General features: G+C 69.1%; 14 protein-coding genes and 1 pseudogene. 6 read left to right on the top strand and 9 right to left on the bottom strand.

What is annotated here, in order from left to right:
• Positions 1-274 precede the first annotated feature (274 nt).
• Positions 275-793 (bottom strand): annotated as a pseudogene (locus FB559_RS46960) (lamin tail domain-containing protein); the annotation flags it as partial.
• Positions 794-1,028: 235 nt separating this feature from the next.
• Here FB559_RS46960 and FB559_RS39270 point away from each other — a divergent pair.
• From FB559_RS39270 to FB559_RS39260, 3 genes are all read left to right on the top strand, one after another.
• Positions 1,029-2,822, top strand: a complete 1,794-nt coding sequence (locus FB559_RS39270) for a sigma-70 family RNA polymerase sigma factor (RefSeq protein ID WP_141962672.1) — start codon at positions 1,029-1,031, stop codon at positions 2,820-2,822.
• Positions 2,823-2,834: 12 nt separating this feature from the next.
• Positions 2,835-3,794 (top strand): thaumatin family protein, encoded by a 960-nt coding sequence (locus FB559_RS39265; protein ID WP_141962671.1) that lies wholly within the window; start codon positions 2,835-2,837, stop codon positions 3,792-3,794.
• 149 nt (positions 3,795-3,943) lie between these two features.
• Positions 3,944-7,210 carry a GH92 family glycosyl hydrolase gene (locus tag FB559_RS39260; protein WP_141962670.1) on the top strand — a complete coding sequence of 1,089 codons (3,267 nt, stop codon included), beginning with the start codon at positions 3,944-3,946 and terminating at the stop codon, positions 7,208-7,210.
• Between the two features lie 516 nt (positions 7,211-7,726).
• Here FB559_RS39260 and FB559_RS39255 read toward each other — a convergent pair.
• Positions 7,727-8,287: an EF-hand domain-containing protein gene (locus tag FB559_RS39255; RefSeq protein ID WP_185792686.1), complete on the bottom strand. Its 561-nt coding sequence runs from the start codon at positions 8,285-8,287 to the stop codon at positions 7,727-7,729.
• 268 nt (positions 8,288-8,555) lie between these two features.
• Between FB559_RS39255 and FB559_RS39250 the strand changes: the two genes are divergently transcribed.
• Positions 8,556-9,161 (top strand): hypothetical protein, encoded by a 606-nt coding sequence (locus FB559_RS39250; RefSeq protein ID WP_141962668.1) that lies wholly within the window; start codon positions 8,556-8,558, stop codon positions 9,159-9,161.
• A gap of 120 nt (positions 9,162-9,281) precedes the next feature.
• On the opposite strand, the gene FB559_RS39245 is transcribed toward FB559_RS39250, so the two are convergent.
• The 4 genes from FB559_RS39245 to FB559_RS39230 form a co-directional block, all read right to left on the bottom strand.
• Positions 9,282-9,554, bottom strand: coding sequence for a DUF4242 domain-containing protein (locus FB559_RS39245; RefSeq protein ID WP_141962667.1), 273 nt, complete (start codon positions 9,552-9,554; stop codon positions 9,282-9,284).
• A gap of 73 nt (positions 9,555-9,627) precedes the next feature.
• Positions 9,628-10,758 (bottom strand): PD-(D/E)XK nuclease family protein, encoded by a 1,131-nt coding sequence (locus FB559_RS39240; protein WP_141962666.1) that lies wholly within the window; start codon positions 10,756-10,758, stop codon positions 9,628-9,630.
• Between the two features lie 1,755 nt (positions 10,759-12,513).
• On the bottom strand, positions 12,514-12,861 hold the full coding sequence (locus FB559_RS39235; protein WP_141962665.1) for a hypothetical protein: 348 nt from the start codon (positions 12,859-12,861) through the stop codon (positions 12,514-12,516).
• An 18-nt stretch (positions 12,862-12,879) separates the two neighbouring features.
• A complete protein-coding gene (locus FB559_RS39230; RefSeq protein ID WP_141962664.1) occupies positions 12,880-13,224 on the bottom strand; it encodes a hypothetical protein in 345 nt (114 codons plus the stop codon).
• 493 nt (positions 13,225-13,717) lie between these two features.
• On the opposite strand from FB559_RS39230, the gene FB559_RS39225 reads away from it, so the two are divergent.
• Positions 13,718-15,529, top strand: a complete 1,812-nt coding sequence (locus tag FB559_RS39225) for a CocE/NonD family hydrolase (protein WP_141962663.1) — start codon at positions 13,718-13,720, stop codon at positions 15,527-15,529.
• Between the two features lie 236 nt (positions 15,530-15,765).
• Here FB559_RS39225 and FB559_RS39220 read toward each other — a convergent pair whose 3' ends face one another.
• The 3 genes from FB559_RS39220 to FB559_RS39210 all read right to left on the bottom strand — a co-directional run bounded on the left by FB559_RS39220 (position 15,766) and on the right by FB559_RS39210 (position 22,452).
• A complete protein-coding gene (locus FB559_RS39220) occupies positions 15,766-18,093 on the bottom strand; it encodes an ATP-binding protein (protein ID WP_141962662.1) in 2,328 nt (775 codons plus the stop codon).
• A gap of 253 nt (positions 18,094-18,346) precedes the next feature.
• Positions 18,347-22,108 (bottom strand): CHAT domain-containing tetratricopeptide repeat protein, encoded by a 3,762-nt coding sequence (locus FB559_RS39215; protein ID WP_141962661.1) that lies wholly within the window; start codon positions 22,106-22,108, stop codon positions 18,347-18,349.
• Positions 22,105-22,452, bottom strand: a complete 348-nt coding sequence (locus FB559_RS39210; RefSeq protein ID WP_141962660.1) for a CATRA system-associated protein — start codon at positions 22,450-22,452, stop codon at positions 22,105-22,107. Before FB559_RS39210 ends, FB559_RS39215 begins: the two co-directional genes overlap by 4 nt.
• A gap of 55 nt (positions 22,453-22,507) precedes the next feature.
• Here FB559_RS39210 and FB559_RS39205 point away from each other — a divergent pair, with 55 nt between their 5' ends.
• Positions 22,508-24,706, top strand: coding sequence for a CATRA conflict system CASPASE/TPR repeat-associated protein (locus FB559_RS39205; RefSeq protein ID WP_141962659.1), 2,199 nt, complete (start codon positions 22,508-22,510; stop codon positions 24,704-24,706).
• The last annotated feature ends 240 nt before the right edge of the window (positions 24,707-24,946 follow it).

Here is a 24,946-nt window from a genome sequence, read left to right as displayed (position 1 = left end):
CGGGCACGTTGGTGACGTGCTGGCCGTTCTGCGGCGAGATCCAGCTGGTGCCCTGGATGTCGTGGATGCGCAGCGGACCGGGCTCGCCGCCACCGCCACCGCCGCCTCCTCCGTCGCCGCCGGCGTTCGCGGCGCCGGGCGTCGGGTCCGCGGCGCTGAAGTCGGCGGAGTTGTCGTCGCTGTCCGCCTTGTCACTCCGCTGCACCGACGCGGTGTTGGACGCGCCCGCCGCCGGAGCGGTCTCGCTGAGCGCGGCGGTGCCGTAGCCGACGAGGTCCACGGAGGCACTCTGGCAGGCCGCCGGGTCCGCGCAGGTCAGCGCCGCGGTGTCGTGGACCAGGGCGATCGTGCCGGCGGTGCCGGACATGGCGATGTTCCCGGTGGCCTGCGTCGTGGGCAGGGCCTGCGTGCCGCCCGTGCCCTTGGCCTCGCCGACCAGGTAGAAGCCGCCGGGCGCGAGCGAGCCGCTCAGCGTGGTGACCTGCCAGGTGCCGGTCGCACCGCCGGGGTGGTACTGGACCGACCAGCCGTCGAGACTCACGGCGGCGTCGCCGCGGTTGGTGAGCTCGACGAAGTCATTGGTGTAGGTCGCGCCGGAGTTTCCGCCGCCGCCGTACACCTCGTTGACCACCACGGACGTCGCCGGTGTGGCGGACGCCGCCGTGTCGCCCCCGGCGACCAGCGTGGCGAGCGCGAGGCCGCAGACGGCGACACCCGCGGTCGCCCTCGTCAGCCCGGACAAGACATGGACGCGCAAGAGATCCTCCGATGACCGTTTTGTGTCGGCCACCATGATGGTGGTGGGACCATCGCGATGAAATGGCGCGCGAGCGTATTTATCGCGAACGGATCGGCCGACTCCGGCCGTGCGCATGCGGCGGGCGTCCGGGCTCGGAGAGTCGAGGAACGCAAGGTAGGCGGACGGTCACGGAACGACCGGCCATGAGCGTGCCGGCGATATTCGGGCGAGAAAAGTGTTATCGGGTGACCTGTGGCCGCGTCTCCTGATTGTGAGAGAGTCCAGTGCCGTGGTGGCAAACCCCCTGCCCAGTGTCAGAACGGTACGCGCGGCGCAGCGTGGTGATCAGCGAGCGCTCGCGGACCTCGCGTCGGGTTGCCTCCCGTTGCTCTACAACATCGTCGGCCGGGCGCTGAACGGCCACCCGGACGTGGACGACGTCGTGCAGGAGACGGTCCTGCGGACGCTGCGCGGCGTCTCCGCGCTACGGAAGCCGGCCGCCTTCCGGTCCTGGCTGGTCGCGGTGGCGATCCACCAGATCCGCGACTACCACCGGTCACGTGCGCGTCTCACGCCGCTCGAGGACGTTCCCGACGTCGCCGATCCGGACGCCGACTTCGCCGAGGTGACGATCCTGCGGCTCAGCCTGTCCGGCCAGCGCAAGGAGATCGCCGAGGCGACCCGGTGGCTCGACGACGACGACCGGGAGCTGCTGGCGCTGTGGTGGCTGGAGGAGGGCGGCCGGCTCGAACGTGCGGACCTGGCAGCCGCGCTCGAACTGCCGCGGCAGCACGTCGCGGTGCGGGTGCAGCGGATGAAGGAGCGGCTCGACACCGGGCGCGCCGTGGTGCGCGTCCTGGCCGACCCGGGGGAGTGCGCCGGGCTGACGGCGCTCCTGACGGACTGGGACGGCAGGCCGGCGCCACTGTGGCGCAAGCGCCTGGCCCGGCACATCCGCGACTGCGCCGGCTGTTCGGCCCGCTCGTCGGACCTGATCCCGGCCGAACGGCTGCTGGCCTCGCTGCCGCTCGTCCCGGTGCCTACCTCCTTCGCGCACGCGAGTCTGCCGGGCGCGTTCGGGCCGGGCGTCGTCCGTACCCGGCACGCCGCTCCGCATCTTTCCGCGAAGGCCCTGATCGCCGTGCCTCTCGCCGCCGGCGCCGTCGCGGGCCTGGTGGGCCTCGCCACGCTCGGCCGGGGCGGTGGTGAACGGCCCGCCGCCGCGACGGGACCCACCGCGGCGTCCTCGTCCGCCGCCGCTCCCGATCCGGCGCGTACCCCCACCCCGACCGCGCCCGCACTGATCCCCAAGGGCCACCCGCCGGCCGTACGCGCCGCCGCCGGTTCGTGCATGAAGGGTGTCGCCACCTGGAAGTTCGGCGCGGCGGGTCCGGCGCTGCGCGCGTCGGGAGCCTGCTGGTACTACGACTGGGCGGCCGGCAGCTCGGGGATCACCAAGCCGGGCGGTGTGGAGTACGTGCCGATGATCTGGGGGTCCCGCTCGGTCACCGCGGCGACGCTCGCCCAGGCCAAGGCGCGGGGCCGTACGCTCCTGGGCTTCAACGAGCCCGACATGACCGCGCAGTCGAACATGTCACCGTCTCAGGCGCTGGCGCTCTGGCCGAAGCTGACGGCGACCGGGATGCGGCTCGGCAGCCCGGCGGTCGCGGCGAACGGCGCCACCGCCGGCGGCTGGCTCGACAAGTTCATGCGCGGCGCCGCCGCGCGCCACTACCGGGTCGACTTCATCACGCTGCACTGGTACGGGTCGGACTTCGACTCCTCGCGCGCGGTCGGCCAGCTGCGGCAGTACGTGCAGGCGGTGTACGCGCGCTACCACAAGCCGATCTGGCTGACCGAGTACGCGCTGATCCGCTTTGGGGCGACCTCGGTGTATCCGTCCCAGGCGCAGCAGGCCGCCTTCCTCAGGGCGTCGACGACGATGCTCGCGGGCCTTCATGGCGTCGAACGCTATGCGTGGTTCGCCCTGCCGGCCACGAAGGGCAGTGGCACCGGCCTGTTCACCGAGTCGGGCACCCCGACCACCGTCGGCAGGGCCTTCCAGGGCCTGCGGTCGCACTGACTGGAGGATTCCGTGCATCTCAAGAGCTCTCGACGTACCCTCGTTCTCGCCGCCTGTGCCTGCGGGCTCGGTCTCGTCGCCGCCCTGCTGCTGGCCGGGCCGTTCACAGGGGAGCGGGCCGCGTCGAACTCCAGACCCGCGGCGGGCGCGCCGATCGTCCCCTCGGCCTCGGCCTCGGCTTCGGCTTCGGCCTCGGCGCCGAGTCCGTCGCCGACGCTGACTCCGTCGCTCCGGTCGGCCCGGCCGCGTACGGCTCCGAAGCCGAACCGCCGAGCGGGACAGCGGCTGCTGACGATGGTCAACCGTACGGCCCGTACCATCTGGCCCGCCGTGGCGGCCGACCCGAAGCATCCCATCAAGGCGACCGGCTGGCGGCTGCCGCCGGGCGGCAAGGTCAGCGTCGTCCTGCCGGACCACTGGGACGCCCGGGTCTGGGCGCGTACCGGCTGCTCGGGTCATACGCACTGCGTGACCGGAGACTGCGGCGGGCGCTTCCAGTGCGGCAGTCACTGGGGCGCGCTGCCGGCCACGCTGGCCGAGTTCAACCTGAACGCCTGGCGCGGCATGGACTTCTACGACGTCAGCCTGGTGGACGGCTCGAACCTGCCGATGTACATCAACCACACGGGCGGCCGTACGCCAGACAAGATCAGCTCGACCGGCTGCGTCGCGGCGGGATGCACGCAGGATACGAACGCGACCTGCCCGGCGAGGTTGCGGGTGACCCACGGGGGCGCCGTGGTCGCCTGCCGGAGCGCGTGCGTCGCCCTGAACACCGACCAGACCTGCTGCCGGGGGGAGTGGGCGCCCCGGCCCAAGTGCGTGCCCGCGCAGTGGCCGATCGACTCGGCCGCCGTGTTCAAGCGTGCCGAGCCGTTCGCCTACTCCTACGTCAACGACGACGCCACCAGCGTGTTCACGTGTTCGGGGCTCTGCGACTACCGCATCACCTTCGGCCGCAGCCCCCATTAGGGCTCTTCGGCCGCGCTGTCCACCCTTTGTCCGCTTTAGGACGTCTTGCGAGTCTTTAGCCATTTCGGATTGACCGTTTTCCGCACCAAGGGTCACGATGCCTGCGCTGACAACGTTGTCATTTCCGCGTACCCCGGAGGGGAAGACCAATGAGACGATCGGCGGCGCGCCTGGCCGCCGCCGTGGCACTGGCCACGGCGACGGTCCTGGGCAGCGGCTTGCCCGCCTTGGCACAGGGGCCGAGCCCCGTGCCCAGTCCCGGAACCCAGCTCAAGAACGCCCACGCGAACACGGCCACCTGCGTCAAGGGACCCGACGGGCGTCTGACCGACTGCCCGAAACCCCTCGCGGCCAAGGCGCTGCCGAAGGCCGCCAAGGAGACCGCGACGCTCTCGAACGTGAGCGACCCGGCCTCGCTGGTCGACACGCGTACCTGGACGACCGGCGGTGGCAACACCTTCCCCGGCGCGGACGTGCCGTACGGCATGGTGCAGTGGAGCCCGGACACCATGCCGCACCGGAACGCGGGCGGCGGCTACAACTACGGTGACGAAGAGCTCACCGGCTACAGCCTCACGCACGTGAGCGGCCCCGGCTGCGGCGCGGCCGGGGACATCCCGATCCTGCCGATCACCGGTGACCTGCCGAGCGGTGACCCGAACGAGGCCACCACCGCGTTCACCAACGCCGGCGAGGTCGCCCAGGCGGGCTACTACTCGGCGCAGAGCAACCTGCCCGACACCATCACCACGCAGCTCACCGAGACTCCGCACAGCGCGATGGGCCGGTTCACCTTCCCGTCGACCACTCAGGCGGGCTTCCTCATCAAGCTGATGGACAGCCAGAACGGCGACTCGGCCTCCAGCGCCCAGATCGTCGGCAACAACGAGATCAAGGGCTCGGACACCAGCGGCGGCTTCTGCGGCGACTCCGCCAAGTACACCGTCTACTACGACATCACCTTCGATCGTCCCTTCACCGCGTCCAAGGTGATCACCGGCTCGGGGTCGAGTCCCCAGGCGGCCTCGGTCACTTTCGACACGACCAAGGGTGCGACGGTCCAGGCGAAGGTCGGCATCTCGTACGTGAGCGCGGACAACGCCGCGCTGAACTGGCGTACGGAGAACCCCGGCTGGAACTTCGACTCGGTCAAGAAGGCCGCGCAGAAGTCGTGGAACACCCTGCTCGGCCGGATGAACGTGTCCGGCTCCTCGGCGGCGACGACGCAGCTGTTCTACAGCGCGCTCTACCACAACTTCATCCAGCCGAACATCACCTCCGACGTGAACGGCCAGTTCATGGGCTCGGACGTCAAGGTCCACTCGGTGTCGGGGAAGCAGAAGCAGCAGTACGGCATGTACTCGGGCTGGGACACCTACCACTCGGTCGCCCAGCTCCAGGCCATGCTGACGCCGAAGGAGGCCAGCGACCAGGCGCAGTCGCAGGTCAACTACTACGCCGAGAACGGCATCATCCAGCAGTGGGGCTACCTGCACCTGGACAACTGGGTGATGGCCGGAGACCCGGGCAGCGCTCTGATCGCCGACTACTACGCCTTCGGCGCCAAGGACTTCGACACGAAGACCGCGCTGGCGAACATGGTGAAACAGGCCACCACGGTCAACGACGTACGGCCGGGGACGGCGCTGGAGGACCAGTACGGTTACCTGCCCGAGGACGGGACGTACGGCTGCTGCAACCCGCACGCCCAGGTGTCCTCGTTGCTGGAGTACGACAGCGCGGACTTCGCCCTGTCCCGCTTCGCCGCGTCCCTCGGCGACTCCGCGAACGCGACCAAGTTCCAGGACCGCGCGAACAACTGGGCGAACGTCTTCAACACCTCGACCGGCCTGCTCACGCCACGACTGAAGAACGGCGCGTTCCTGCCCGGTATCACCCCCTCCACGAGCAGCCACTACATCGAGGGCACCGCGGAGCAGTACCTGTGGGACGTGCCCAACGACTACGCGGGCCTGTTCTCGCTCCTCGGCGGCAACGCCAAGGTCAAGCCGGCGCTGCGCAAGTTCCTGTCCAGGCCGGACGGGAACGGGGAGTACGCCCTGCTCTCCAACGAGTTCGGCCACGGTGAGGAGTACGCCCCGGACTACGCCGGCGACCCGGCCGGCGCTCAGCAGGCCGCCAACACCCTGCGGTACGGGCTGTACCTGCCCGGTCCGTCCGGCCTGCAGGACAACGACGACCTCGGCGCGAACAGCGCCGCGTTCGTCTGGTCGATGCTCGGCATGTACCCGGAGAACCCGGGCAGCGACACGCTGGTCTTCGGCAGCCCGGGCTTCCCGCGCGCGACGATTTCACTGCCGAGCGGGAAGACCATCAAGATCACCGCTCCGGACGCGTCGCCGTCTGAGTACTACGTGAAGTCCCAGAAGATCAACGGAAAGGCCAACAGCAAGCTGTACGTTCCGTTCTCGACGCTGGCCAAGGGCGCCACGATCGACTGGAAGATGAGCACGGCGGAGACGTCGTGGGGCACGGGCGCGTCGGACGCGCCTCCGTCGTACGGCCCGACCTTCGCCGCCACCGGAGCGCTGAGCCCGTCGTCGGTGAACCTGCGGCCCGGCGGTTCGGCGAAGACGACGCTGACGGTGAAGTCGGTCTCCTCGGGCGACCAGGCGGTGCAGTGGACGGCCTCGGCGCCTTCCGGTGTCACCGTCAGCCCGTCGAGCGGCACCCTGAACGTACCGTCGGGCGGCAGCGCCTCCGTTGACCTCACGGTGACCGCGGGCGACACGGACGGGAACTATCCGATCAACTTCACCCTCACCAGCCCGTCGGGGAAGATCCTCCCGGTGTCGCTGGGCGTTATCGTCGCCAAGCCGGGCGACCTGACCCCGTTCTATGACAACGCCGGCATCAGCGATGACAGTGCACCTTCTGGTGCCAACTACGACGGCGGCGGCTGGAGCTATTCCGAACAGGCCCTAACGGCTGCCGGTCTGGCTCCGGGAGCGTCCGTCACGTCGGGCGGGATCGCGTACACCTGGCCGGACGTACCGGCGGGTCAACCGGACAACATCTCGGTCGGCGGCCAGAACATCCCCGTCGACTCGCCCGCCGGTGCGACCAAGCTGGGTTTCCTCGGCAGCGCGCACAACGCCGGAACGGACGGCTCGTCCGGCACGGCCACGATCACCTACACGGACGGGTCTTCGTCGACGGCGACGCTAGGGTTCAGCGACTGGACCCTGTCGGCGGGCAGCGGCAGCCCTCTGTTCGGGAACGTGATCACGGGTACCACTCCGTACCGCAACTACACGACCGGAAAGGACGGGGTGAAGACGTACGTCTTCTCCCAGACCATCCCCATCACCGCTGGTAAGACGGTCGCCTCGGTGACCCTGCCGCCCTCACTGAGCACGGGCGCGATCGGCGTCTTCGCCATCGCGGCCGGCTGACCCTTCTCACCGAAGGCCGGGGCCGTCACGGCCCCGGCCTTCCGTATGTGGGGCGGTTGTCTCTGTCACCTCTTGAGGAGTCTAATGAGCAGCGAACGTATTCACCTCGTTGTTCCGTCCCAATGAATACATTTCTTTGATGGTGGAGAAGTGATCGCCCTGTGAGTAGTAGGATGAGCCCAAAACAGGCCGCGACGACGTGTGCGGTCCTCTGTGTGCTCGGAACTTCGATGACGGTCTTCGCGATGGTGTCCGAGGGAGTCAGCCGGGCCACTCTCGGCGCTCTCATACCGAGTGCGGTGTTTTTCCTGCTGGCCATCGGCCTTTACCGGTACGCCAGTCGAGCTTCTCTACGCGGCGAAGAGTAACTCTAGGGCGGGAGAATAAGCTTGTATTCGTTGGCTTCGGAGGTTACTTCGCGGGCTTCGTCTATTTGAAGAGGCATGACTAGCTCGAGATCGATACCAGGGGGCGCCGGGGGGTAACGGTCCCGGAGTCGTTGCCGTGCCGGCAGGATCAGGTATCCGAGGTCCGTGCCACCAGGACTTGGCCGGGGATGTCGGTGCGCTCCGACCTGTACCAGTCCACGATCGCCGCGGCCCAATGGTCGACCGGGATCCGGCCATCGCCCGACGCGTCCAGCTCCTCGAACACGGTCACGCTGTTGGACGCCGGGAATCCGCTCGCCGTCATGCAGGCGATGAAGTCATCGCGTTCGACGTACCCGTCGTCGTCGCGGTCGACCAGCGCGGCCACCGAGGTCGCGTAGTCGGCGACGGTCCGTTCGGCCTCCCCGGGGTCGCCGAACCTGGCGAGGTACTCTTCGCGCCCTACCCGGCCGTCGCCGTCCGCGTCGAGGGTCGCGCGCAGGCCCGCCCAGAAGCGGCGGTGCCCGTCGATGACCGCCTGGCCCTTCGACGACTCGCGCGGCTCGCCCATCGCGTCGAGCACCTTGCCGGCGAGCCGCTCGAAATCGGCCTCGTCCAGATAGCCGTTCCCGTCGGTGTCGAGTATTCGGAACCGCAGTAACAGTCGCTCGTGTGCGCCGGAACGTGCCTGAGGGGACTCGTCGTTCATGCAGACCTCCCGATCACTACCTGTGGTCATTAACATACATTAAGTAATGGTCCGGGAGAAGGCTCTTCGATTTCGCGACCGGTCCGTCGAAGGCTCGGCTGAGTGCTGCGTTCCGCGATCGCGTTCGTACGCGGCGCCGGGCCGACCTCAGGACCAAGCTCCGTCGCGGCAGGGACCTTCGACCCCTGCGTTCCATCGGCCTGATCCCGACCATGGAGTGGACCGGGAAGCCGACCCAGACGGCTCCCGGATTGAGAAGAGAAAAGGGATGGACGCCGTGAACCGCAAGACCTTTGACGCGCTGATGACCACCGCCGGAGTCGTCGTCGCCGCAGTCCTCGTGGCCGCCGGATGCCTGCTCCTGTGGGGGCACCAGTTCGCGAACAGCAATGTGCGCAGCCAACTGGTCGCGCAGCAGATCCAGTTCCCCGCGAAGGGGACCGCCGAGCTGGCCGACCCCAAGGTCGGGCCCTATCTCAACCAGTACGCCGGGAAGCAGCTGGCGAACGGCGCCCAGGCAAAGGCCTACGCCGACCACTTCATCGCCGTTCACCTGCAGAAACTCGGCGGCGGCCAGACCTACGCCCAACTGTCGAAGACGGCGAACGCCCAGCCGAAGAACACCGAACTGGCCAACCAGGTCAACACGATCTTCAAGGGCGAGACGCTGCGCGGCATGCTGCTGAACGCCTACGCCTTCTGGCAGATGGGGCAGATCGCGCTGTACGCCGCCATCGCCGCGTTCGTGGGTGCCGCCCTCATGCTGGCGCTCGCCGGACTCGGCTTCCTGCACCTGCGCCGCGTCGGGCCTGCCGCGGAACTGCTGCCGAAGCTGAGCAGCGCCCAGCCCACCGTCGCCGCGGACGCCTCCTGACCGTCCCCGCACCCCTGCGTGAGAAGGGCCCGGCCACCCGGCCGGGCCCTTCTCACGCGCGTCCGGATGGTTGTCTCTACTCGGCGCGAATGGTCATTGCGAGGGCGGGCCGTTCGGGGATCAGTGGTAGAAGTACGGATCCAGGACGGTGACCTCCGTGATGTGATCGACCGGGAGCCCATTGGCCTCAGCGGCCTTGCGGATCGCCTCCGGGGACGGCCCGTCGTACACGCAGTACGAGACGCTCTTGTCCCGGCTGACGTACGAATGCACCCACGTGACGTCCTGGCCCGCGTTGTTGTCGACGACGACCCGGCAGGCCGCGGCGCCCTCCTCGCTGACCGGGATGACAAGCCCATCCTTGAACGTCCGCTGAACCAGGTATCGGGGCATGGCACTCGCTCCTTCCGGGCGCCAACCTGGGCGCCTCATGAAAAAGGCGTTCCATCCCGTTCCATCGCCCGCTTCATCCGGCTTGCTGGAGTTGGAATCCATGGGCGCGCTGCATGTATCGGACGCCGAGTTCGATGGCTTGGCCGACAGTGATCCCGGGGACGGGCACATACCGGTAGGCGAAGTCCGGGTTGAACCGCTGAAATCCCAGCGGCTGCCCCTCAGGCCGCTCCAGACCGGCGGTGGGAACGAGCTCGCGAACCGCGTCGAAGTCGAAGTAGTCCGCGTAGCGCCGGGCATGCTCATAACGAGCTTGCCACGCGTGTTCCGTACGCCCGTGGCCGGGATCACCGACCGGGACGACGAACGCGAGCCGGAATTGCCTCTGCTGTATTTGCCAGCCCAGGCGAGGTCCCACGCGGTCGGCGAATCCTCCGACGAACCCTGCTCTGTTCGAAAGCCCGGCGCCGACGTCAATGTCGATGTCCGGGAGCTTTCCGGCGAGCCGCCGGTGGACCTGTGTTGCAACGACCTGGAATCGCATCTTCTGCACGGGCGCGTCCAGTCGCAGCCGCTGCAACTGCTGGCGTGATTCCCCATCAAGATCCAACGGTTCGTCGAGACCAGGACGTCCCACCATCTCGACTAGAGAGCGCAGCCGCCCCAGCATGGCTAGCCAGCGATCTAGCACTACCCCTGCGAATCCGTCATCCGCCCCATCCACCGCACGTCGGTTCTGGTACAGGATCTGCATCAGTTCCTGATAGCTACGGTAAATCCACGGGGTGGATGTATGTGGGCCCACGTATCGGCCGTCGCGCCATCCTGGATCGGTGAGGCTCAACAGGACCAGGGACGGTTCTGCGGGCTGAAGCGCGGTCACCGTCTTGGTATAGGCGTCGAGCTGGCGTTCATTCGGAAGGGAGAACATTTTGTTCTCCACCACGAGTGGCTGCCGTCCAGGACTGTCCACGACAAGATCGAGATGACGCCACTCTCGCCGCACCCCTCCAGTGCCGTCGGCCGCGGGGTCGGGTTCCACCCCCCAGGCATCAAGAACCGCCTCGCGAAGTATCGGGAAGCGGGTGAGATACCAGGCCAGTAGGTCGGAATGGAAAAGCTCCTTGCTGCCCTGGGACATGGCCAGCATCGGATCATCTTCAAAGCCGTCGATCAGACCGCGAATACCGTCAAGGTCGGACATGCCTCGATCGTGGCGCTTCTCGACCGCAACGTCCATACACGGGGCGGGTGAATAGCTCGGCTACGCGGTCACCCTCGACGTCTCTCCGACGACGGGGGTAGCAGCTCGAACCTGTTACTACCGGTCTGGCGTAGCGTAAGAACCGGTGGTCTTCCTCTCGGCCACGGAGCGAGGCGTCGCGACAGAAACCATCGCCCGATGACGGCGCTGCGCAGTTCTGTGCATGAACGCCAGAACGATGGGGATAGTCGCACGGTGGCGACGGAGTCCCCGCCGAGTGCGATCTCTACATGACTCCATGATCGGTCGAACCATTGATCGCGATCACCGGCGGAGATTCGAAGTCCGTAGCCGGCGCCCGTGGAGTGGGCCTGACCGTTGCTCCAGCCTGTGGCCTGCACACCGCACCTCCAGCACAGTCACGCATGCCATCCTGATTCGTTGCTTACCCGAAGTCCATAGACCCGCCGCATTCGAGTCACGGCCGATGAGTGCGTTGCGTGCTCACGGCGTCATCCGTTGGCATGCTCAGATCATTGGCGTCGACGCTGGACGGGATTCCGCCATCGGCGCCGTTGTCTCGTGTGCCTCGGCGTCGGCTTGAATCGATGGGTTACGTCCTCGACCCAGGCCCCAGTGAGGTATGTGCGGATGTCGAGGTCGATGGTGGCGGGCAGCACCTCAGTCCCGGCCCCGAAGCTCGTAGGCATTCCGCGGTGAACGGCGCCGATGATGCGGTCTCGGTACGCGTCTGATTGCGCTTTCAGCGGCGACGACCTGCTCGAAGGGTGCTTTGAGCACACGGATGGGGTTAGCTCCAGCTCGGAGGTGTAGGTTGACTCGATTGGCGTCACCGTGCCCGAACTTGCAGAGCTTTCCGTAGCAAACCAGGTAGAGGTGCTGGGGTTGGGCCGCCTTGGCCCGGTGGGTACGGGAATTTTCCTCGGGCGGGCAGTTTTTGCACTCGGGACGGGCCCGCGTGACCTTCTGTACGGTGCCACAGATTTCATGGCGGGCCCAGGTGCCGTGCGACTCGGCCTCGCGTGTCTCGATCTCCCACGGCAGACCCCAGATATCGGTGGCTAGTACCGTCCATCCGGGTCGTGCAAGCGAGGCGGTCCGGTCTTCGACGATGTGGCGAGCGCAGTACCGCCATACGTCGCGAGGGTCACCGCTGTGGCCTTGGCCGAGGATTGTGCTGATGTCGGTTCGGTGCGGCAGTGTATTAAGGACTTTCGTTGCTAGGTCCCCGGCGTCAGTCGGAAGACGGGTCCGGTCGTCAAGGCAGATCATGCAACGGGTGCGCCACCCGGGTCGGCAGGCCCGCGGCGTCCCGCAGGAGCGACATCGGAAGATATCGATGAATGCTCCGCTGGGTCGGGCGACGATGGGTTCCATCTGGCCCTCGACCAGCACAGCGCATGCCGTGCAGTGAACCATCCAGGCGATGTCCGGACCGCGAACACCGGTATCGGCGCGTCCCGACACCGACGCATGACAGTTGACGCACCTCTTGCTCTCCATCAGACTCCCGGCAGTCCCCTGAAATCGTGCTGTATGGATATGGTCACACGAATGGCGCTCAGTCACAATAACGGACTGACAATCCCGACCATATGTGCAGATCGAGTGCACTGACACCAGCGATCTACATCGACCGGCCCAAGCGTCGCGGTCATCGGTGTCGGACAGGCCGGATCGGCCCCACAGCTGTACTCGATGTACGTTTTCATATTCCACCTGCACACGGGCGGCTTAAGTCTTGGGACTGGCGTTAATGGAGATCACAACCTCGTTTTTCAAAGAGGGTTCGATGCTGCGGTGCAAACCCAGCTCGACGATGCGGCCATCACATGGGTGCCACGGCCATCTGGGGACCGCCTGGCCAAGAATCGGGTCCATATCATCGATTGTCGCCTTCCACAGGTTGAGCCAATTACGGCGAGCCCCGACGGAAAAGGCGAGGTGCATCGACACGGCGCCCTCACCGACGATCTCGCATGCTCCGGTGAGCTGATCGTGGATCTGTCGCTTGTATGCCGTCGAATCAGATGATGCACTCGTCTGGACCGTGAACGACTCGCCGGATAGCAGCTCGGCCATTGGCGTGGCCTGGCCTACTCAAACGGACGAGGAGTCGGCATGCTGCTTGCTCCCCCATACCGAGACGAAGTCTCGGCCACTGAGCTTGCCCAGCCGCTTCGCCAAGGGGAGGAGGTAATTGTCGAGATCGTGAGAGCCCACGAGTGAGGTCGACCCGGGAAGCCCCACCTCGAGACTGAGAGCCAACGGCTCCGGCGCCCGTTCCAGCTGCCCCTGGACCCGCTCACAGGCGTGAGACAGGAACTCTTCCAACCGGACCTGGTCTGGATGACCAGCAGCCATCCAACTGGCCAGTCTCGGCTGGACGCGCAGCGGGACGTATTCACCGCGAGGCTTGCCGTACTGCGTGGGCCGGTACTCCATTTGATGATGGTACGACCGAGAGATAGCAGGTCACCTTGGCCGACTCAGTCAGAGAGGCTGGGCCGCTCCGTTTCCTGGAAACCGGCCTCTCGCTGGTTGTGGGCCTACGGTCAGCGAAGGCCCTGCCGTCCTCGCCCGGCGGAGCCATCGGCGTCTTCGCCATCGCGGCTGGCTGATCCTTTCACCGGGGGCCGAAGCCGTGCCTCCAGCTTTCGTCGTAGCTGGCAGCTCGTCCGGGACCGGTCATTTTCTCTTCTTCGCTTGCGCCAATAGGCCGAAGGTGTCCAAGAACCGTCACGCCGCGGGCGCGCTGCGTGATCGCCGCTGATAGGCGGCAACAACTGCAGTTGCTGATGACGAGGAGGGCGAAGACGACGCGGTCGCATCTCTGAATGCCGAGAAGAAACAAGGCCGGCGACAACTCCGCAGAAAAAATTTAGTCTCGCTAGGCAACCCAGGCGGGCCCCTCGAGAACTGATTCGGCGGAGCGGATATGAAGTTTCGCAAGAAGGCATCGGCCATCGCGGCGGCCGGTGCGTTGGCCATCGTCACCTCCCTCGTCGCGGGCGGTTCGCCTGCGGTGGCACAGGCCGCACCGGCGTCCGACCCCCCGGTCACCCATGACGAGAACCCGCGGGTTCCCGAAGGCGCGGCGTGGACGGAGGCGTACTTCCCGTCCTCCGACGGCAGCGGTGTCGTGCTGCACGCCGACGTGCTGCGCCCGGCGAACCTGCCGGCCGGCGCGAAGACGCCGGTGATCCTCTCGGTCGGCCCGTACTTCGCGCACGCGGGCCAGACCGGTCCCGAGGGCTGGGACCGGGTCGGACCGTCGGCGCGCTTCCAGGACTTCGTCGACGGCGCCCACCTGATGGCGCGCGGCTACACCTTCGTGATGGTCGACCTGCGCGGCTTCGGCGGGAGCACCGGGTGTCTGGACTGGGTCGGCCCGGGGGAGCAGGCCGACGTCCGCGCCGCCATCAAGTGGTCGGCCGCCCAACGCTGGTCGACCGGCAAGGTCGGCATGTACGGCAAGTCGTACGACGCAGTCACGGGGCTCGTGGGCAATGACCTCAAGCTGCCGAGCCTGAAGGCGGTCGTCGCGCAGGAGCCCGTCTGGAACATGTACAACTACCTGTTCAGCAACGAGGTACCGCGCCCGAACGTCACCGGCACGCCGGAGGCGTACAACTCGATCGCGACGATGCCGCCGATGCCGGATGACAGCGACCGGTACAAGGCCGCCGCGGAGTACGAGACGGGCCATCCGCAGTGCCTGAGCGACAACATCACCAACAACAACAATCCGGACCTGGACTCGGCGTACTGGAAGGCCCGCAACCTGGCCGCCCACGCGCGCGGCACCAGCACGCCGTTGTTCGTGACCCAGGGCATGATCGAGCCCAACACCAAGCCCGAGGACGCGGAGGAGTACTTGGACGACCACCACGGCCGGGAACGCGGCTGGCTCGGCCAGTGGGAGCACGTACGAGGCAACGACGTGGACGCGAACGGCCGGCTGGCCCAGGGCCGCGCCGGCTGGTTCGACGAGGTGATGCGCTTCTACGACGAGTACCTGCGCGGCACGAGGCCGTCTGTGCACGACCAGGCGTACGCCATCGAGGACAGCCTCGGCCACTGGCGCGCCCAGCCGACCTGGCCGGTGACCACGACGTCGTACGATGCGCGCCTCTCCTCGGGCCAGTACGTCGACGACGGCGGTGGCGCCGCCCCGTCGGCGAGCGCGGCGAACAGCGGGCGCTGGGACATGGAGCGAGCGCCACGGCTGGAGCCGCTGTCCGGCCCCGAGAAGACCGCCGCCAAGCGGAGTGCCGCCACCACGTCCAGCTTCTGGACCTGGTCCACACCCGCGTCCCGTACGGTGCGGCTGACGGCCACCCCGCAGATCACGCTCAACGCGAGCACGACCGGCAACGTGATGGCACGCCTGTGGGACGTCGCCCCGGACGGCACCGCGACGATGTTCGACGAGAACGTCGCCCTGCTGGATCACAGCGGCCGGATCTCCTTCGACCTGAAGTCGACCGACTGGACCATCGCGCAAGGACACCAATTGGGGATCCAGATAGGGACCATCACCTCCAACGGCTGGCTGGACGTCCCCTCGGGCCACACGATCACGGTCTCCGGCGCACGGCTCGCCCTGGACGTACTGGACCCGCGCTTCGACGTACCGACCCAGGGCGACCGCTCGCCGTACCTGGATCAGTACCTCGCGGCGTACACCACCACGCTCAGCAACGTCGGCAATGGCACCTTCCCGCTGAGGGTCTCCCGCAGCCGCTGATCAGTTTCACCGAAGGCCGGGGCCGTCACGGCCCCGGCCTTCCACACGCGCGGTATCGGACAGCCCCGAAGTGGCCTCGGCGTCGAGACGCCCTGACCGTCAATCAGGTTCACCGTACGACCGGCCGAACTCACGGACCCGGCCTCTCCCGCCTCGCCGCCTAGGAGCTGCCTCGTCAACGGCCCGCTCGCTCTAACGTTCCAGGGCCTCGCCGGTCATCGATGCGTTCGCCGCGGTCAGTGCGACTGCGCGTCGCGCAGTGCCGGCCCATCCGGGTGGTGCTGGGACTCCAGCAGGGCGATGGCTTGGCCGCGCAGGCGGGCGGAGGTCCGCTCGTCGCCGGCCTTCTCGTGCGCGGTGGCGAGCCGGCTGAGTGCGTGCGCCTCCCAGTAACGGTCGCCGAGCCTGCGATCGAGCTCGAGGGACCGCTCGTACGTGAGGATCGCCTCCCGTACACGGCCTTCGACCAGCTCGGCGTCTCCGATGACCTTCAAAATCGAGGCCAGGCCCTCGGCGTGGTTCTCGGCGGAGTAGATCGCCGCCGCCTGCTCGCCTGCCGACAGTGCCTCCGCCGGCTTCTCCAGACACGTCAGCTGCCGGCCCGTGGCCGCCAGAGCGTCCGCCCGCAGGAGCGGCTCCGTATTCTGTCCGGCTAGCGCGAGCGCTCGCTCGGCGTGGTCGAGCGCGTGAAGATGGTCGCCCGCGGCGTCGAGCGCCCGTACGAACGACAGGTGCGTGTGCAGGCGTCCGGCCTCGTCGCCGAGGTCGAGGAAGATCGACAGTGCTTCGTTCAGCAGGCGCAGCGCCTCATCGCCCTGGCGGGACCGCGCCAGCGCGTCGCCCAGGAGCCGCAATGACGTCGCCTCGGCCCTGCTGTCGGCGGCCCGACGGGCCGCGCGCACTGCGCTCCGCTGGATTTCGACGCGGCTCGTGTGTCGGCCGGTACGCCGGAGGAACACCATGCACGTCCAAGCCAGCCGCCAGGCGTGCGACTCGAAGCCCTCCACCGCGGCGAGGTCGACCAGGGCACGCAGCGCGGCGTGCTCGACGGTGAACCAGGCCATGGCCTCCGCGTACGTATCCACCGCAGGCGTCGGGCCGACTGTGGTGTCCTCGGTGAGCCGTTCCCCGTCGCTGGGCTGGATGGCGGCGTTGGCCCCTACGGCAGCCCGCATGTGGTGGTCGAGTAGCCGCCGCAGCGCATCGCGCCGGTCCGGCTCCAGGTCCTCGCGCCGGCCGCAGGCCCTTGCGTATGCGCGGAGCAGGTCGTGGCTACGGAACCGGCCGGTCGGCCGCTCGTCGAGCAGGTTCGCGTGGACCAGTTCGCGCAGCGCCTTTCTGGGCGGCGCGGACGTCCCTGCCAGTGCGGCGCACGTGGTCAGGTCGGCATCCGGACCCGGGTGCAGGCCGAGCATCCGGAACAGGCGCGCGGCGTCCGGCGACAGCACGTCGTAGGACCACTGGAAGACCGTCTGGATGTCCAGGTCGGTGTCGGGCGAGGCGAGGAGTTCGAGCCGGTCGTGGGTGTCGCGCAGCTCGGCCACGAGCGTCGAGACCGGCTCCTCCGTACGGTCCACGAGCCGGGCCGTCACCATGCCGAGCGCCAGCGGCAGACCGGCGCACAGGTCGATCAGCTCTCGCGTGCGTTCGGACTCGGCCGCGAGCCGTCCAGCACCGAGGCGCGCGGCCAGCAGGTCCTCGGCTTCACCCGGCTCCATCACGTCGAGCGAGATGCGGACCGCACCCTCCCTCGCGACGAGGCTCTCCATCCGGTCGCGGCTGGTGACGACGGCCAGACAGCCGGGCCCGGACGGGATCAACGGACGTACCTGCTCGGTGGACCGCGCGTTGTCCAGCACCACGAGCATGCGCCGCTCGCTGAGAAGGCTGCGCAAGAGCGCCGCCCGTACGTCGGTGGTGGGCGGGATCTCCCACAGCGGCGTCCCGAGGGCGTGCAGGAACCCGAACAAGATCTCGCCGGGGTCTGCGGGCGGCCCGGCACCGAACCCGCGCAGGTCGGCGTACAGGTGGCCGTCAGGGAAGCGGGACCCGGAGCGGTGCGCCCACGTCGTGGCGAGCGTGGTCTTGCCGACACCCGCCGTCCCATGAATCACGCAGATGCCCACGGTGTGTGCGGTCGACGCCGACTCGGCGAGTTCGGTGAGACGGGCCAGGTCGGCCGCTCGGCCGACGAAGTGCCGGCAGGATGGTGGCAGCTGCTCTGGCCGGGGCAACGGCCTGGGGACGTGCCGCGGCTCTCCGGAGCCACGTGCCAGGCGACGGGCCAGCTCGGCTTCGTCTCTCAGGGTGCTCAGGCGTCCCCGCTCGGGGCCGGAGACGCCGAGCTCGTCCAGCAGCCGATCGAGGACCGCGCTGCGGGGCAGCGTCGTACCGTTCAGGTACGCGTAGAGGCTCGCCGGGGAGATGTTGAGGCGGCGGGCCATCGCCGCGCGGTCCAGGTTCCGCTGCAATCGCTGCTCGGCGTGCAGGACCGAGCGCATCAGTGCCGTGGCGAGCCGCTGGTCGGCCGTTAAGGGGCCTTGGGACTCCCCGTTTCGTTCCACCGCGGCGCTCCAGACTTCTCAAGCGTTTTCCAGCCGTGCTAGACCATCATTCTCCTCAAATGGTCTCGTTGAGGGGAAACGTCGGCTATCCGCCGGCAGGCGGTCTCTCCATGCGGAGCGCGGAGGGATCGCTCAGCGGCGGCGGTGGGGGACCGTCACGACGTTCTCGGAGGGGGAAGAGCCGCCGGAGGCGAGTGACTGACGTCTCCGGCGGCGCCCCAGCCCACCTCGGCGTTAACGCGTTTGCTCCTGGTCAGGCGCCCACGCAGTGCAGCGCGGCCCACGCGGAGGGGAACCCGGCGTACCGGTCCCTCAGGTAACGGACCGTTTCGTGCACGGCTCTCCCCGCGTCGCCACCCGCCTCGCGTAGCTCGTCGTAAAACCGTTCGGCGGCGTGGGCGGCGACGAGTCCTCGTACGGCCCACAGCGTGCCGACCACCTGGGGGAACCCGGTGAGCTGAAAGGCCGACGTCAGGTGGATCCCCTCGTCCACGAGCGCCGCGGTGGTCAGTGTCGTCTCACACGCTGACAGGTAGGCGAGCCGAGCCCGTTCGTTGCGGATCGCCGCGATCTCAGGGACGGCCATCTCGCCGCCGGCCAGGAGGAGGCAGCTGCGCGACGGGTCGTCGGCGTCCGATCGCGCGTGTAGCGCGATGTGCAGGTCAGAACACGTGCGGATGGCCTCCGTCACCTCCGCCCGGGTGACAGTGGCGGCGTCCAGCGGCAGTACGCCGAACCGCTCCGCGAACCGGGTCGCCTCGACACCGGCGGCGGCCCAGGACCGGTCCGCGTGATCCTCACCCATGGAGACGATGACACCGGCGCGAGGCTCGGCACCGGCCGCCATCGTGCGGCGTGCCAGGTGGAGCGAGGTGACCGTCGGCGTGTACCGCGAGACCGCGTGTTCCAGCAATGAGTCGCCGCCGTCCCTCCGCGTCGCCGCGTGTAGAGGCAGGAAGGCGAGCATCCCGGTCGGGACCCACCAGATCGTCCGGCCGCTCCTCGCGTACCCCGCCTGATCCAGCTCGGCCAGTACGGGCGCGGCGATCGTGGTCCACAACCAGTCGAGGACGTCTGCGAGCCGTCCCTCCGCCTCCTCGCGTGCCGCGCGGCCGACCGACCGGTCGTGCGCCTGCGCCACGTCGCGGTGGAATTCAAAGGCGATCTCGTTCAGCCGCTCCGCCCGCAACCCGGAAAGCGGTACGTGGCGCAGCCCGGCGGCCGTCAGCAGCAGTGCGTCACCACGGTCGTCGCCGACGTTCACCATGACAACCGGTCCCGTGCGTGCTTCCGCCAGCAGTTCGTCCACCGCGGGCGGGCGGAGAAACCCACCAAAGCCTGGCAGGCGCTCGATGCGGCGTACGACGTCGGCGAAGCGTTCGACCAACTGGCTCCGGCGCTCGCGACGCCGCGCGGCGGCCATCCGTGCGTGAGCGTCTCCGCCGTGCGCGCCGCTCGCCGGTCCCACCGAGAACGGAGTGGCCTCCTCCTCCGGCAGGGCATCGAGGCGATCGCGCAGTCGCTCGAACTCGTCGGCGAGCGCCCCGTCCACCGCGCGTAGCGGCGAGGTGTCGCCGCGGGTATGAAGTGTACGGTTCAGCAGCACCGCTCGGCCGAGCTCGAGGGAGCGGACAGCGCGTTCGGGCTCGTCACTGGCCAGGCAGGCGGCAGCCGCCGCACAGCCCAGTCCGGGGAACCCCGCCAACCACCGCTGCGCGTCCGTACGGCCGAGCCGCCGGGGCGAGACCTCGGGAAGCAACTCGACGGCGAGGCTCAGCCCGCGGGCCGCGTCCGCGTGCGATCCGCGCTCGGCCGCGAGGCCGCCCCACGCCTGGGCTGCCCGCAGCCGGACGGCCGGCGGCGCCGTGTCGAGGAGAGCGGCCTGGCGGAGTGCGGCGATCACGTCGTCGGTCTCCGCGCGCCGTTCCCGCAGGACGTACGCGAGATTGATGAGGAACTGAGCGCGGTCGGGATGTCGCGGCGGTGTCTCCTCCACCGCCGCGCGCGCCTCACGTACCGCGTCGCCGGTGTCGCCACGCGCGCTGAGGGCGAGCGCGAGGCCGGACCTCAGCCCGGGCGCGTCCGGATGCCCGTCCGGCAGCACCGCGAGTGCCCGTCGAGCGGCCGCGACCGCCTCTTCCGCTGCGGCGGGCGAGTCGCCGGCAGCGCTCTCCAGCATCGTCACGAGGTTGCCGAGGCGCTGTGGCAGCGCGGGATCGTCGGCATGGGTCGCCTCGACGGCGAGCCTGGCCTGCTCGATCGCTCCGCGAAGGTCGGCTTCCTCTCCACCCGCCTCCCACCGGGAGTGCAGCACCTGGCCGTAGAGACTACGGATCGCCGTGCGGTCACGCGGGAGCGCGTCGGCCGCGACCGCGTCGCCTAGCGCCTCCGCTGCCTCACTCAGGTCCGCCTCGGTGCCCAGCCTGCGGTACCGGCTCTGGAGCGCGAGGCCGAGATTTCCGAGCACGGAGGGCGCGTCCGGGTAGCCGTCGGGCAGTAGCTCCGCCGCCTCGCGTTGGCAGGCGACGTCCTCGTCCAGGTCGGCCAAGTCGCCGAATCGCTCGTAGCGTACGAACAGCGAGCCGCCCAGGTTGCTCAGCCGGAGCGGCCGGTCCGGTGTGGGGGCGTCACGCGTCGCCAGCCGGCCGATCGCGATCGACTCCTCGAGGTCGGCGTGCGCTCCGGTCACCTCGTACCGGTGACGGAGCGCGACGTTCAGGTTGTTGAGATACATCCCGCGTTCTGGATGCGCCTCGTCGAGCAGCGCGCCGGCCTGCCGGTCCAGCTCGACGGCGGACTCCAGGTCGGAGCGGTCACCGGTGACGGTGTACCGGTCGAACAGCGACGTACCGAGATTGCCCAGGTGGCCGGCGTGGTCAGTGGCACTGGTCGGGATCGCTTGCGCATTCCTGCCGGTCTCGATCGCCTCGTCCAGAGGCTGCGGGTCCCCGGTCAGCTGGAACCTTCCGTATAGCGCCGTGGCCAGGGTGTCCAGCGCGACCGCCCGGTCGGCGGTGTCCGGAACCGTCGCGCGTACGGCAGCGGTGGCGGCGGCCTCCGCCTCGTGCGCGACCTCGATGTCCCGATGCCGCCGTGCCCAGACGGTGAGCACGGTCGCGGCGATCTGAGCGGCGACGAAAGCCCGCTCGTCGCGGTCGGCCGTCAGCGCGGCCCGCGCGTACGCTACGGCCTCCTCCAGGGCGGCCTGATCGCCCGCCTGGTACGCGTCGAGCAGCGCGCCGGCCAAGATCGCGCGGCGTGCGACGCCCTCCTCGTCGTCCGGCTCGGTCGACTCGACCGCCGCGCGGCAGGCGGCGACGGCTCGTGCCGCGTCCTCCTCGGCGCCGGTGACCGAGTACAGCAGCCGCAGAATATGCCCGAGCTCCGCGGCCGTCTCCGCTTCGGCGCCGGCCCGGTCGAGGGCGTCCTCGGCGTGCCGGAGGGCTGCGTGCAGGTCGGGCAGATGGCCGTGACGCTCGTATCGGGACCGGTACGCCACCGCCAGGTTGTGCCGCCCGCCGTCGCCCGCCGCGACCACTTCCGTACCCGCGCGTACGGCCTCGTCCAGGAGCTCGGGCCGGTCTAGGACCTCCTCGGCCTCGACCAGCACGGCGACGACACCGTTCAGGACGTCGGCACGCGCGGGATGCGTCTCGCCGACCGCACGCCTGGCGCGGCGCGCGGCTGAGACGGCATCGTCCAGGAACGCACGGTCCGCCGTGACGGCGTAGGCCTGGTCGTACGCGAGTGAGAGGTTGAGCAGGAGCGGCGCGGCGTACCGATGGTCCGGGAGCGCCAGGTCCGCGGCGGTGGCGAGCGTGTCGATCGCCAGGGGCAGGTCGCCGGACGCCTCGTACACTGCCGCGAGCCCGGTCAGCAGGACGAGCCTGTCGTCCATCCCGGGGTTCGCGGTGAGCGCGCGAGTGATGAGCCGCGCCGAGGAGGACGGCACGGCCTGCTTCTGCGCGGCCCGTGCCCGGCGCAGAGCGCGCCAGAGGCGTAGTCGCCGCTTCACCGCCGTTTCGGCGTTTCGCCCTCGTCGTCCCCCGCGTCCTCGTCCAGGGAGTGGACCAGCCGGACCGAGAGGTCCATGAGGACCTTTGGCGGTGGGCCGTCCGCAGGGTCCCCCACCCGGCCGACGCGCTCGTCGCTGAGGAGTTCGAGGGCGACCGTCATGCGCCGAACCGTGGCCTGGTCGCCCGACGTCATTGCCGCGACCAGATCGTTCACCAGGCCCTCGACCTCATGCCACGCCTCGGGCGGCATCCGCCAGTGCCTCAGGTCGTCGAGAACGACCTTCGCCTCGTCGCGGTGTTCGCGGTCGATACCAGGACCGAGCGGGCCATAATCGGACTGCACGGCGACAACTGTACCGACGGGGAGGTCAGGCGGGGGTGACATCAGCGTGCCGACCGTGACCGACCAGGAGCTGGTGGCTCACGCCTTCGCCCTGCTGAGCGGTCCCACGCAGGCTTCCGCCGAAGCGGCCGTACGCGCCCTCTGGGACGGTTGCGGTAGTCACCTGTCCACCACCGAGGAGGTCGCGCGGACCGGATTGCCGGCGCGGATCCCCACCACCCTCCCGAGCGGCAGGCTGGGCGGCTACGTCCCCGTGGCGGCGTGCCAGGATGCCGATCGTCGTGTCGAGGTGATCCTGCGGCGAACCGGCGACATCCTCGTCCTGTCCGTCCTGCTGACGGACGGGCCGACGGCGACCTGGACCGGCCTCGACGCGAAGCTGGACACCGTCCTCGACGGCGCCGCGCTGCTCGGCGTCGCCCGGCTCTACCTCGGGACTACGACTGGAGCGGCCGGTCCCGAACTCGGTCGTGACGCGGCGGAACTGCTGGGCGCTACCGAAGAAGTCGGCCAGTGGTGGCATCACGGCGTCACGGTCTCCGGCGGCCTGGCCTTGTGGGACGCCCGGCCCCGAGACGACGGCCGCGAACGGCGGCTTGTGGTCCTCGCCCCGCCGGGCGCGCAGGACGAGCTGGGCCGGTGCGCCTGGGCCGTACCCGGTCACGCCGACATGCCGCCGCTCGCCCGCTACCTCCTGCACGTCGCGAAGATCCGGTACCAGCGGGACGTTCGTACGCGCGCCGACGTGTCCGGGAATGCCGCGTCCCCGGCGACCGCGCTGCGGAACAGTGCGGTAACGACCGCCCGGTTGCAGGCGATGCGGCAGGCCGTGCACGCCACATGGGAGAACGCCGAGTCCGCGCTCGCCGACCTCGGCGCAGGCGCGGACGATCTCGGGCCGTTCGGCGCTGATCGGGACCTGGCCAGGTGGTTCGATCGTCAGCTGGTGCACGACATCCACTTCACCGAAATCCAGTACGAGAAAGCCCGCAAGATGACCGAGACGGGACGCGCCGAGCTCCCGAGCGCGACGGTGCAGGTGCGGGTGCCCCGTGACGAGCGGCCGCGGCTCCACTTCCTCTGCGTCGCGGACGAGTGGTTCCCCGCGCGAGGCGGGCTGAGCGCGTTCAACCGCTATCTCTGCATGGCGCTGGTCAGAGCCGGCGCTGACGTGTCCTGCCTCGTCCCCCGGTCATCGACTCCCGAGCGCGACGACGCGGACGCGGCCGGGGTGCGGCTGGTGGAGGCCTCGGCGGCCCCCGGCCTTTCGGAACGGGAACGCCTGTTGCGCAGGCCCTCCCTCCCCGGCAGAACCACGCCCGACGTCGTGGTCGGGCACGGCCGGGTGACCGGAGACGTCGCCAAGGCCATCGCCGAGGACTTCTATCCGGGGACGCCGCGGCTGCACTTCGTGCACATGCACGCCGACGAGGTTGAGTGGCACAAGCTCGACCGGAACGACGATGCCGGGATGCGCGCGGAGGAACGCAGCCGCCTCGAACTGGAGCTGGCGTTGGGTGCCGCTGGCCTGGTGGCCGTCGGGCCGCGCCTTTTCGAGTGGCTGGAGCGCGAGCCGCGGTCACGCCGCCCGCCCCTGCTCCTGCGGCTGGACCCCGGTTTCGACGGCCCCGTACCGGCCGACCGGTCCGGTCCGCCCGGCGGCCGGCCGCAGATCCTCATGCTGGGGCGTATGGAGGACCGGCAGGTGAAGGGGCTGGACATCGCCGCGAAAGGCATCGCCGACGCGATCGGACTGATGTCGCCCGGCACGGAGTGGGACCTCCTCGTACGCGGTGCGCCGCCGAATGGGTCCGGGCCGCTCCGGGAGTCCCTTCTCGGCTGGCTCGGCAACACGCCGGTCAACGTGACGATCTACCCCTACTCCTCCGAGTTCGACCGCATCACGGACGACCTGGCCCGTTCGAGCCTGGTGCTCATGCCCTCGCGGGCCGAAGGCTTCGGCCTCGTCGGCCTGGAGGCGATCGTCGCGGGCACCCCGGTGCTCGTCAGCGACCGGAGCGGGCTCGGCAAGCTGCTGGACGACGAGCTGCCCCGCGAGATCGCCGCCCGTATGGTCGTACCCGTGACCCGGGACGACGGCGAGAACGCTCGCCGCTGGGGCAATCTCATCTCCAGTGTCATGCGGGACCGCGCGGCGGCGTTCGCCACCGCCGAGAGCGCGCGCCTTGTGATGGCCGCGGCGCGCCCCTGGGCGCGAGCGGCCGGTGAGCTGCTGGACGCGGTCTCTCCCTGACCGCGAACGCAGGTCAGGGACGTCGCCCTGGTCCTGACCGCGTACCGAGTCCAGTCCTTTCCAGCGTTCTCCAGCCGGCTCGGCGTGGACGCCCGCCCGGTGGTTCGCTCGGAGCAATGACGACCCCGGAGTGCTCGTGGTTGCGTGTCGATCGAGGAGATGGCGGCGGGTTCGGCTACCGATACCCATCTCCAGAGGAGGATCTGTCCCTGACGTGGCACGTCCGGTGATTTGGAGCCG

It is taken from the genome of Actinoallomurus bryophytorum (genome assembly GCF_006716425.1).
Lineage (GTDB): Bacteria > Actinomycetota > Actinomycetes > Streptosporangiales > Streptosporangiaceae > Actinoallomurus > Actinoallomurus bryophytorum.
This window is presented reverse-complemented; position numbering and strand designations above follow the sequence as displayed.